The organism is Paenibacillus sp. J22R98 (assembly GCF_059383835.1).
Map to the genome: position 1 here is coordinate 207,405 of NZ_JBXENW010000010.1, position 11,580 is coordinate 218,984.

General features: G+C 50.6%; 10 protein-coding genes. 4 read left to right on the forward strand and 6 right to left on the reverse strand.

Annotation, left to right across the window (positions count from 1 at the left end; all coding sequences use genetic code 11):
* Nucleotides 1-3 precede the first annotated feature (3 nt).
* The 4 genes from AC50Y3_RS24890 to AC50Y3_RS24905 form a co-directional block, all read right to left on the reverse strand.
* Entirely contained in the window at nt 4-1,749 is a 1,746-nt protein-coding gene (locus AC50Y3_RS24890; RefSeq protein WP_494821421.1) for a type 2 periplasmic-binding domain-containing protein, read from the reverse strand.
* Between the two features lie 1,412 nt (nt 1,750-3,161).
* A complete protein-coding gene (locus AC50Y3_RS24895; RefSeq protein WP_494821422.1) occupies nt 3,162-3,674 on the reverse strand; it encodes an acyl-CoA thioesterase in 513 nt (170 codons plus the stop codon).
* A 102-nt stretch (nt 3,675-3,776) separates the two neighbouring features.
* A complete protein-coding gene (locus AC50Y3_RS24900) occupies nt 3,777-4,505 on the reverse strand; it encodes a polysaccharide deacetylase family protein (protein WP_494821423.1) in 729 nt (242 codons plus the stop codon).
* 144 nt (nt 4,506-4,649) lie between these two features.
* Nucleotides 4,650-5,774: a phosphodiester glycosidase family protein gene (locus AC50Y3_RS24905; RefSeq protein ID WP_494821424.1), complete on the reverse strand. Its 1,125-nt coding sequence runs from the start codon at nt 5,772-5,774 to the stop codon at nt 4,650-4,652.
* 283 nt (nt 5,775-6,057) lie between these two features.
* On the opposite strand from AC50Y3_RS24905, the gene AC50Y3_RS24910 reads away from it, so the two are divergent.
* The 3 genes from AC50Y3_RS24910 to AC50Y3_RS24920 all read left to right on the forward strand — a co-directional run bounded on the left by AC50Y3_RS24910 (nt 6,058) and on the right by AC50Y3_RS24920 (nt 8,299).
* The gene (locus AC50Y3_RS24910) at nt 6,058-6,294 is read left to right on the forward strand and encodes a hypothetical protein (RefSeq protein WP_494821498.1); all 237 of its coding nucleotides are present in this window, start codon (nt 6,058-6,060) and stop codon (nt 6,292-6,294) included.
* Nucleotides 6,295-6,311: 17 nt separating this feature from the next.
* Nucleotides 6,312-6,668: a spore coat protein gene (locus tag AC50Y3_RS24915; protein ID WP_494821425.1), complete on the forward strand. Its 357-nt coding sequence runs from the start codon at nt 6,312-6,314 to the stop codon at nt 6,666-6,668.
* A gap of 152 nt (nt 6,669-6,820) precedes the next feature.
* Nucleotides 6,821-8,299 (forward strand): stalk domain-containing protein, encoded by a 1,479-nt coding sequence (locus AC50Y3_RS24920; RefSeq protein WP_494821426.1) that lies wholly within the window; start codon nt 6,821-6,823, stop codon nt 8,297-8,299.
* Nucleotides 8,300-8,347: 48 nt separating this feature from the next.
* On the opposite strand, the gene htpG is transcribed toward AC50Y3_RS24920, so the two are convergent.
* Both htpG and AC50Y3_RS24930 read right to left on the reverse strand, forming a co-directional pair.
* A complete protein-coding gene (gene htpG, locus AC50Y3_RS24925) occupies nt 8,348-10,240 on the reverse strand; it encodes a molecular chaperone HtpG (protein WP_494821427.1) in 1,893 nt (630 codons plus the stop codon).
* Nucleotides 10,241-10,359: 119 nt separating this feature from the next.
* Nucleotides 10,360-10,791, reverse strand: a complete 432-nt coding sequence (locus AC50Y3_RS24930) for an organic hydroperoxide resistance protein (RefSeq protein ID WP_494821428.1) — start codon at nt 10,789-10,791, stop codon at nt 10,360-10,362.
* A gap of 224 nt (nt 10,792-11,015) precedes the next feature.
* On the opposite strand from AC50Y3_RS24930, the gene AC50Y3_RS24935 reads away from it, so the two are divergent.
* Complete coding sequence (locus AC50Y3_RS24935; RefSeq protein WP_494821429.1) at nt 11,016-11,579, forward strand: hypothetical protein; 564 nt, start codon at nt 11,016-11,018, stop codon at nt 11,577-11,579.
* The last annotated feature ends 1 nt before the right edge of the window (nt 11,580 follow it).

Genomic DNA, 11,580 nt, shown 5'->3' on the forward strand with positions numbered 1-11,580 from the left:
TCCTTATTTCTTCTCAAACCACTCTTGAACGCTTTCTTTGTTCTTCGCTTCAAACCATTTGTTCACTACAGGGTTTACAGCGGAAGCATACATGGAATCGTATTGCTTCAAGAAATCATCATATTGGCTAATGTCTGCACCCTTCACTACGTTCAGGAACATAACGTCCCATGCTTTTTTGATGATCGGCGCATTATCAAGCATTTCTTGCGTAGGCATTGCTGTGTACTCGTTCATCTCGAATCTCTTTTCCTGGATGTACTGATTTACAACAGCCAGGGAGCCTTTATCTGTGTAAGACAGGTAGGACGGGAATCCGGTAGCGTCGTTCTTATCTGCATAAGACTTGGCTTGATCATAGAACAGTTTGTATGCTTCGGACAGTTTATCTGTCGAGTTTGTTTTGAACGCATCGCTAATGTCAACAAAAGCTTGGTAGTTGAACGATGGGTTGTAGATTGGCATCGAGTACAGCTGGAAGATACCTGCGTTCGTTTTTGGATCTGTGTTGTATTTACCGAATTGCATCGTTTCCGGATTGTTGTTCAAATCATGGAACAGGTTCGCCATCGTTACAAGCGCTTCAGGGTGTTTAACGCCCTTCTTCGCTACATTGACACCAAGTACGGTTGCCGCTGTAACGGACGATTTGCCCGGCTTGTCGTCTACGGACGGAATGCCTACTGGCTCCCATTTCGCATTCGGGTTCTTCTCAAGTTCCAGGTTAAGCGGCCACCAAGCATCCCACAGTCCGCCGAAAGCGACAAACGATTGCTCGTTCACGATTTGTTCGTTGTATTTCGCGCTGTCAAGCGATGCAAAGTCTGGGTGGATGTAACCTTTCTTGTAGTACTCTTGCAGTTTCAATAGCGCTGCACGCGTATTCTCACGGGACTCTTCACCGAACATACCGTGCTCGAGCTCGCCTTTGCTGTTCTTCACCCAAATGTCCGGGTAGGAATGGAACATGTTGAAGAACGCGCCGCCGATACCCCAGTTTGTCGAATCCATGCTCGCGTCTGCAAGCGGAATCGGGTATTTCTCGTTGCCTTTGCCGTCGTAGTCATTCTTCTTGAACGCTTCAAGCACTTTATCCAGATCAGCAACCGTCTTAGGTGCCTCAAGGCCGGCTTTCTTCAAGTTGTCTTCACGGATCCAGAGCATGTTACCTTGGTCATGGTAGGTCATACCATTAGGCAAACCGTAGATTTTGCCATTCTTCGTTACGGCTTCGAGCAGTCCCAGGTAGTCGCCTGTCAAATACTGCTTTGTATATTTGGAAGCATAATCTTGCACGACTTTCGTAATATCTTCCAGTTGGCCTGTCGACGCCAGCTTCTCGAACTGTGACGGCGATACGTAGAAGAAGTCAGGCAGGTCGCCGCTTGCGATCATTAGGTTCATTTTTTCTTCGGCTTGCTCGCCCGGCGAGGTCCAGTTATATTTCAGCTTGATGCCAAGCTTATCTTCCCAAGTCTTTGTGTAAATGTTGTTTTCGATCGTAATGTCTTTAGGCATGTTTTGAAGAATGCCGTTGTTTGTATGAACCGTCGTTACTTCAATAGCCGGAGAGTACTTGCCCGGATCTTTCGGTTCCGAGTTCGGATCTAACAGCTTGGAGATGTCAGCGGTTTCATTTGAGTCCGACGAACCGCTGGTATCGTTGTTGTTGCCGCAAGCTGCGAGCGAGAGCGATAACGATAGACACAGTGTAAGAGAGGCAAGCTTAACTTTGTAATTCTTTTTCATGTTCATGAAACCCCCTGTTTACTAGTAGTAATCCTGCTGAATCGTTGATGCCAAAATTTCTTCAAGTGCCGACGGCTGTCCTTATTCCAACCAGAATGTAGAGCCGGCCCTCACCTCCTAGGCAATTTGCGTAGTGGTTCTATTTCAACCTGAGGTCAGACAATCCTCGATGTCATGCTATGCTGCTGCATATTCCCTTCGATAAGGCGTGACAGCGTTTGCAATAATGCCACCGATTATTCTTTATTTCATTTCTTGGCCGCTTTTATCAAAGCGCCGCTGAGTGTTCTTGCATCACTTGCTTCTCCACTAAGTAGAAACGTTTCAAAAGACCGGAAGCTTCTTCAACGCTTCGCATGTGATCAAGCTTTCCTGCGAGATCGCATGTGTCTCCGTCATCCGTCTGCCTCCTTCATTTCTATATCCCCACTATACATGAAGCGCTTTCATCATTTATACGGATCATTTCTTATATGATAGTGACCAAAATTAAGATTGCTTGTTCGAGGGCTGTTTTTACAGGGAAAATCGACTGCGAAAATGGAATTATGAGGTGGAATTGCGAAACGTTTCACTAAATGTCGAGGGGAATTGGAGGTGTTTGAAGGTAAAGATGGGAATGCACGGGTGATGACACTTGCTAGAATCTTCCGTATTTGGGCTAGTGTTGTGTAAGAAGGATCCTGAGGAATCTACTTTGGCGAATTTTCGGCGGAATGCGCGAAAGAAGGGTAATCAGGACTCTACATGAAAGGGAATCCGCCGGAATGTGAGAAAGAAGAGTACCAAGAGTAACAAGGGCTCTTCTTGAACGGGAACCCTCCGGAATATGTGAAAGAAGGGTACACAGGGATCTACTTTTGCGAAAAATCGGCGAATATCTCATATGAAGACCACCTAGGGATCTACTTTAGCGAAAATATTGCGATAATCGCAAAAGAAGATCACCCAGGGATCTTTTTTTGCTTACAGCTTCCACCAATCCGTCGAATATCGGCGGATGTGTGGCTCTGGGAGCTACTCTTTACTCGATTCCACCGCATTTCGGCAGATGTGTTGCTCTGGGGGCTACTCTTTGTTCGATTCTGCCGCATTTCGGCGGATGTGTGGCTCTGGGAGCTACTCTTAACTCGATTCCACCGCATTTCGGCGGATATGTGGCTCTGGGAGCTACTCTTAACTCGATTCCACCACATTTCGGCGGATGTGTGGCTCTGAGAGCTACTTCCCGGGACCAACTGCGAGCCACCATCAGCAGCGGTAAGGAGCGCTTTTAACTTCGAGTTAGTTGGCTCAAGGCAGGAATGTTGCACATTGTGCAGCATTCCTGCCGGATTCCATGACAAACTCCACTAACGCTGCCTAGAGTGCAGCACTAGCGGAGCAATGCGGAGCTTTGAAGTAGGGCTCGCTTACTCCCACGGATACTTCGTCAGCAAGAAATCCGCGAATTTCTTGCTTTCTTCTCGGCGGTGCTTTCGCATTTCGGCGCGGCGCTCGGCGGTTTCGTGCAGCTTCTTCTCTTCTTCCGTCTCCGGCACGATCTGCGGAACGCCCGTCGGACGGTTGTTCTCGTCGAGCGCTACGAAAGTGAGAAAGGCGGTCGCAGCGATTTTGCGATCGCCGCTTCGTAAGTCTTCGCGGATGACTTTCACGAAGACCTCCATCGAGCTCGTGCCGGTCCAAGTGATGAACGATTCCAGCGAGACCGAATCCGTCGGGCGAATCGGATGCAAGAAATCGACCGAATCCGTCGAAGCCGTCACCGCCGTAGCCCGGCACAGCTTCGAGACGGAAATCGAGGCAATGTCATCGATATACGACATCAGCTTCCCGCCAAACAGCGTATTGTGATTGTTAACATCCGTCGGGAATACCCGCGACACTTTGAAACACCGCGTTTCTCTCGCCGTCTTTGTTTCCAAAACCGCTCACCCCGCCTTATGGGCATGTATGTGTTACAGATATGCATGTGCTGTGGGCACATTTGGGCAGCAATGCTCCCCCTACGCCTCAGCACGTATCTCTCATGGATATGCATTTGTTTTCTCTTCAATAAGCTCCGATACCGTCACGAACTTGAACCCTCGCCGCGCAAGCTCCGGAAGGATAATGCGCAGCGCCTTCACCGTATGGATGGAGCCCGGGATATAGTCATGCAGCAGAACAATATCGCCGTTCCTTGCATTCTTCAGCACCTTGCGCACAATATAGTTCACGCCCGGACTGCGCCAATCCGATGTATCCTGATGCCAGGACCAGAGCACCGTCGTATAGCCAAGCTTGCGAGCAACTTGGATTGTCTGATCGCTATAGAACCCGCCCGGCGGACGGAATAAATGCGGCTTCTTCCCGGTCAGCGCGACCAGCGAATCCTCGGTTTGCATAATCTCTTTCTGGATCGTCGAGAGCGCTGTCCCCTTCGTCAGAAAAGCATGGCTATATGTATGATTGGCAACTTCATGCCCTTCCGCGACTTCCCGCTTGATCAGCTCCGGAAACTCTTTTACACGGTGGCCAAGCACGAAGAACGTCGCTTTGGCATTGTAGAGCTTGAGCAGATCAAGAATGTCATTCGTCATTTCCGGATAGGGACCGTCATCGAAGGTCAGCGCAATCTTCTTCTTATCCAGCGGCACCTCCCATATAATATCGCCTCGGCTTTCATAGAAGTACCGGTCTTTCTTCGGCAGCTGAAACCCGCATAACATGCAAAAGCACAGCAGAACCGCCGAGCAGCGCCATACTACAACCACATTCGTTCCTCCTGTTCATCCATTCAACACCTTATACTATGTGCGCTCAAACCGGGATTTATCCTTCAAACAGAGCCCCAGCGCCATATTAAAAAGCCTCCATGTCCGCTCAAATGCGGACATGAAGGCTGATAACATCGTTAATTATGAGACCTGCTGCTGCGTGCGCTTCTTCGAAGAATCGAAGTTGTTCATGTCGATGCCTGCCCAAATATTCGGCACGTTAACATCCTCGGGATGATCAAACACGAGAAACGCTGTTGGCAAATAACGCGCGCCGTACTTGCTTGAAGGTTTGTTGACGACTTCGTCATCCTTCACCATGACTGTAGATGAACCGCCATCCAAATTCGCTGCCGTTACGGCACCTTTCTCAAGCAAAATCTTCTGCACATCATACAACGTTGCGCCTACCGAATACCCCGGCTGACGACCATCGATAACGACGAATACAATCGTGCCATCCTTCAACTGGGCCATGCAAGTCCGAGGCGCGATTCCCCAGCCGTCGGCCTCGCTCTTAATCAGGCCTTTACCGTTTACGATAAATTTCGGCTGGAACGTTACCGCATCCGATACCCCCATCTCCAATAGCTGATTAGGGGAATAACGACCCGCCACCATCAAGCCGTCGCGGTCGATACCGACGACATTCACTTTTGCGTTCATGCCGTTGCCTTTATAGAGCACTTTCCCTCCGGACATCACGAGTCCGGCCGGTTTAAAGCCATTACCGCTCCAGTTCGGATCGTCAAACGCGCCGCCGTTCACGCCGGCAATTGCACCGGTCCGCTTCACCATGCTCTCCACTCGCTCACCCGATCCGACGATACTGGTCGTGACGACACGGATCATTTTCGGATCATGGACATACATCAAATAACCCTTGAAGCCTTTGCGCGAAATCGGCTCGATCTTCACAGTCCCCTCCGGATGTGAGGCGAGATTGACATTATGATTGTCTTTGACCTGTGCCATTGCATCGAACTGCTCATTATACGCCGCTATGCGATTATCGAGTTCAGCTTGTCCGATCAAATATTTCGCCAAATAACGATGCTGGCTCGTAATGAGCGTATCCGCCAGCATATACCGAACATCCGAGCCCGAAGGCGTCAGATAAAACCAGCCGCTGCCGCCTAACACGGCCACAAGCAGTAAAACCGACAGCTGCTTAACCGTTCGCTGCCAACGTTTCTTTTTGCGCGTCACATTATGGGAAGTTTGCCTCTTGGGCATAGTCGGTGTCGTTTCTAAGTTGTTCTCCATCGTGCTGCACCCCTTTTTGTATGGTCTGTATAGTAAGTTACACGGCTCAGCAGCTCTCCACTTCTGCATGAAAACCGCGACTCTTCTTTTCGCATCACATCCCAATACTATAGAAGCCGAATCTTAAGAGAAGCTTAAAATCGTTACATGTTACCATGGCAATAAAAGTGAATCACCGCGATGCTGAGTTATTTCGGCGGAATTGCGCAAGCTAAACGGGAATACGTAAAGGAGGTCATTTCACTTGCAGCAAACGCAATCCACCCAGCAGCAGGCCGGTATTATGCCGGTGCCGCCCAAAGTCATTACGACCAAAGATGCGTCTTATTTGAAGGACCAATTGTCATGGCTCATTCTGGCTATGAAGAAATGCAGTCATTTTGCCCGAGAATGCTCTGACCCCGAAATCAGCCAAGCCATCGATAAAGCTGGCAAGATGCACGAACGCCACTATAATCTGCTGCTCAAGCATCTGCAGAACAACAACACGCAGGAAATGAAGAGCGTACCCCAACATTAGAAAGGAGGCACTCGACCGTGAGCCCGAATAATCAAAATGCGATCCAAAATCCGAAACCGTCCTACGAGCCGCAGGTGAAAGGCCCTGAGTTGACGGACCGCGACCGAATCAACGACATCCTGGCGACGGAAAAATATTTGGGTGACAGCTTCAGCATCGCAGCCAATGAAGCCAGTCACGCCGCGCTCCATCAGGATATTATGACGGTGCTGAATGAAACCCATCAATGCCAGCACGAGATCTTCGAGCTGATGTTCCGCAAGGGACATTACAAGTTGGAAGCCGAAGAGCAGACGAAGCTCGACGAAGCCTACCAGCAATTCAACGGCTATTCCAGTCAGTTCCCTTACGGTGGCTCGAATACACTGCAATAAGCCAAGCTGGCGCAAGAGTAACAGCGATCTTTTCTCGGTCATCTTACCGGGGGAAGGTCGCTTTTTCATGCTCGCGGCTTAAACCCGTTGAAACTTCTGCCCCGTTAGCTGCGTCAAATGGTTAACGGTTATCAGGAGGAGCGTGTGCTTCAATGTCAATGAAGAGCAACCGGTTATCGCCCAGACAAGCAATCATAGGGGCATTGCTCGGTATATCGGTACTGATCCCTACTATGGCGGATGCTGCTGCGGGAAACACCGATGAGAAACTATTATCCGCAATCACGCAGATTGACTCAGGCGCGCAAAGCTCCTATGCGGTTCAGGCAGGCGGCAGCGTTTGGGCATGGGGAGGCGGCACTGCCTCCATCGGAAACGGGGCTACAACACCTGCCTATACACCCGTGCGATTACATATGGACCATGTGAAAAAGGTTTCAGGAGGATACCAGCATACCTTATTTCTGAAGGAGGACGGTTCGGTTTGGGCAGTCGGGGGCAACGAGCATGGGCAGCTGGGGAACGGACAACAGACTACGGCGATTACAACTTCGCCCATCGAAGTGAAAGGGTTATCCGATGTCATTATGGTTTCTGCCGGCGATAACCACAGCCTTGCGCTTCGAAACGACGGAACCGTTTGGGGTTTTGGCGGCAATGAGAAGGGACAGCTCGGCAACGACTCACGTAAGAACGCCTTAAAGCCCGTTCAAGTCGAGAATCTGCCATCCATCGTCTCTGTAGCGGCTGGGATGTACACGTCCGCAGCGCTCGGTAATGGCGGCGAGATTTGGGTTTGGGGGCTGGAAGCTTACGGCGGCGGCGGCAAGCCGGATGTCATTCGCAAGCCAACCATGCTCAAAGGGGACGGTGAGTATAAGGCTGTTGATATCGACCAGTTCTACGGAACAGCGCTGCGCGCCGACGGTACAGTTTGGATGTGGACCAATCAAGCCTGGTATCAGCCGGAACGCACCACATATACACCATTCCAAGTACCGGGGCTGACAGACATCGTATCCATTAGTATGAACGCAGCTGTTAAAGCCGACGGTACGGTATGGACTTGGACCGTGGACCACCACGGCATTCCGCACGCCGCACAAGTACCTGGCATTGACAGCGCCGTTTCAATTGCCTCTTCCGGCCGCAATTATCTCGTCCGCTTACAAGAAGGCAATGTCGCTTCGTGGGGCTCTAATGAATATGGGCAAACCGGACTTGGCGTATTAGATACAGAAGTCAAGACACCCCAATTCGTGAGAAAGCCCATCGCCGTCTACCTCAATAACCAAGAGACCGAACTGCCCACGCCGCCGCTGCTGCTTCATAACTCAGCCTATGTGCCGATTCGAGGTGTTTTTCAGCAAATGGGCGTGGATGTGCAGTGGGATGTGCCGACCCGGTCAGTCATCGCGAAGAGCGAGACTGCTACGATCGTGCTGAATTCCGTCACCGGGAAAACAACGCTTAACGGCAGCGCAGTTCCAGCGTCTGAGAAACCCGTCTTCGTGAACGACAGCGTGTTCGTCCCGCTTCGCCTCCTATCGGAGACGCTTGGCGCTCATGTCGCATGGGATGTACCGGCCAACGCGGTGAGAATCGAGCAAGCGGCACAAGCTGCCAACTAGATAGGATCGCATGAAAAAAGAGACCTCTCGCGAGGTCTCTTTTCTTATCTATACCATGACTTTGCAAATCGCATTTGTGAAAGCAACCGGATCTTGAATCGGCAAGCCTTCGATCAGCAGCGCTTGGTTGTACAGCAGCTGAGTGTACAGGTTCAGCTTCTCGGCATCCTTATCAGCCGCTTCCTTCAGCGATTGGAATACCGGGTGATTGACGTTAATCTCAAGCACCTTCTCCGCCTGTACATCTTGGTTGTTCGGCATCGCCTTCAAGATTTTCTCCATCTCAATGGAGACTTCGCCTTCGCTGGAGAGGCACACCGGGTGGCTCTTCAGGCGCTTCGACGCTTTAACCTTGATTACTTTGCCGCTTAGGATGGTTTGCATTTGCTCGAACAGCTCTTTGCTGCCGCTCTCTTCTGCATCCTGCCCATCCTTATCCGCATCCGACTCGATACCAAGATCGCCGCTCGATACGGACTTGAACGGCTTCTCCTTGTAGCTCATGATCGTCTTGATCGCGAACTCATCGATATCGTCGGTGAAGTAGAGAATTTCATACCCTTTGTCCGATACAACCTCGATCGCCGGAAGCTTCTCAATACGCTCGATGGAATCACCTGCTGCGTAGTAGATAAACTTCTGGTCTTCAGGCATTCTCGATACGTATTCGTCCAGCGAAACCAGCTTCTTCTCCTTGGAGGAGTAGAACAGCAGCAGATCCTGCAGCGTGTCCTTGTTCATGCCGTAGTCGCTGTAAACGCCGAATTTCAGCTGGCGTCCGAATGCTTTGTAGAACGTTTCGTATTTGTCGCGCTCGTCCTTCTGCAGGCTTTGCAGCTGGCTCTTGATCTTGTTCTTGATGTTCTTCGCGATCAGCGTCAGCTGACGGTCATGCTGCAGCATCTCACGGGAGATGTTCAGCGACAGATCCTCGGAGTCAACCATCCCTTTGACGAAGCTGAAGTAGTCCGGCAGCAGATCCGCACATTTGTTCATGATCAGAACGCCGTTGGAATAGAGCTCAAGCCCTTTCTCGTATTCCTTCGTGTAGTAATCGAATGGCGTGCTCTCCGGAATGTACAGAATCGCTTGGTACACGACAGCGCCGTCCGCACTAATATGGATATGCTTCAGCGGCTTATCGAAGCCGTAACGTTTCTCATTATAGAACTGCTCGTAGTCCGCCGCAGTGAGTTCGCTCTTGTTCTTGCGCCAGATCGGTACCATGCTGTTAACGGTTTGCTCTTCCACATACGATTCCAGCTCAGCTTCTTCTTCGCCCTCGCTGCCCGCTTTCGGACGCTGACCCTTCACATCCATCTTAATCGGATAACGAATGAAGTCCGAGTACTTCTTGATAACGGAGCGCAGACGGTATTCCTCAAGGAACTCGTCGTAGTTGTCGTCTTCTGTGTTCGGCTTGATGTGCAGCACGATTTCCGTGCCGACTGTTGCCTTCTCGCTTGGCACGATCGTGTAGCCGTCCGCGCCTTCGGATTCCCACTTGAACGATTCGTCGCTGCCAAGTGCACGGCTTGTTACCGTTACGCGGTCCGCCACCATGAACGCCGCATAGAAGCCAACGCCGAACTGGCCGATAATGTTATGGCCGTCCTTGCTTTCATTATCTTTCTTGAACGCCAGCGAGCCGCTCTTCGCAATAACGCCAAGGTTATTCTCGAGCTCTTCTTGCGTCATCCCGATACCGGTATCGGTAATCGTGAGCGTGCGCGCTTCTTTATCGGCAGTTACTTTCACATAATAATCAGCCTGGTTAAATACCAGGTTATCGTCCGTTAGTGCCTTGTAATAAATCTTATCGATGGCATCACTCGCATTGGAGATCAGCTCCCGCAAGAAGATTTCTCGCTGCGTGTAGATGGAATTAATCATCATTTCGAGCAGTCGCTTGGACTCTGCCTTAAACTCTTGCTTGATCATTAGTTGATACCCTCCCAAAAAAATGTCGCAGTCATTTCGTTAGCACTCTTGCTTTCGGAGTGCTAACACTCTCTTTTTTATAGCATTTTTTTGGGAATGGCACAAGTACAATCGAAGCGTTAGCCTACATGCTGCCCATTTACAACAAGCTTCGTTTCGATATTTCCGCGCGTTGCTTTGGAATACGGACACACGCCCTTGGCCGCCTTCACCAATTCTTCTGCCGTGTGCTGATCCACGCCATCCATGTTGACATGAAGCTGTACAGCCAGGCCGAATCCGCCTTCCGCATCTTTGCCAATGCTCACGTGCGCCGTTACGTCCGTGCCGGAATGCTGAACCTTCTGCGAACGCGCCACCAAGTTCAATGCACTGTCAAAGCAAGCCGAGTAGCCCGCTGCGAACAGCTGCTCCGGATTCGTACCTTCTTCGCCGTTACCGCCCAATGACTTTGGCATACGCAGATCTAGATTAAGCACGCCGTCGGAGGATGTGATCTTGCCATTCCGTCCACCCTCTACTGTTGCGATTGCCGTATATAATGTTTCCATGTTTAATCTCTCCCTCGTTATCTAATTGTATACAATTTAATTTTATAAAATCAATTTATCATCTTTGGTCTACTTCGTCAACAACAAAAAAAGCCAGGCCGAATAATCGGCCCAGCTCTTCTTGCAATAGGTCGCCCGCGCGGCACCCTTTATTTCTGACCGCCATCTGCCGAATAAATAGTTATATTGAACTATTCCAACGGTAACGGAGGTTAGGCTAACAGATGACGAAAGCCGCACAAATGGACACGCTTATTGAAGCCTATAACGAGGGGATCAACAGCTCTGAACTCATCGCAATCATCCAGCGCATTTTCAACTTTAATCTCGAAACGCTGCCCGTGTCGCCGCTGCCTCGAGACGTCTTGGATGCATTCCTCCAGCAAGCCGCCGGTTCAGTAACCGGCCCAGAGGTGCGCAGGATGATTAATGAATCGTTTGCGATCAATTTGGAAGCCTTGTCTGCGCTCGAGCAAGCGCGAATCTCCCTCTATTCCAAAGGACAATGGATGCTGAAGCACAACCGGGATTTGTTCGTCGTTCATACAGGAACTGACGACATCGGCGTGAGCATTTACCCCACCGCCTATTACGCAGAGCACGCCGGCACTGCGCAGCTGCCGCAGGAACTGCTGCAAGACTTGCTAAACTTAGGATTCGCCTGCGATTCGGAATCGCGGAGCTGTTCCTATACAGACCCCAGCGGCGAACCTGTTCCCGATGCCTTCAAAGGGCAAACGATGAGGGCGGTTATGACAGCCATTCGAACCGCCAGCGCTCAGCTCTAAC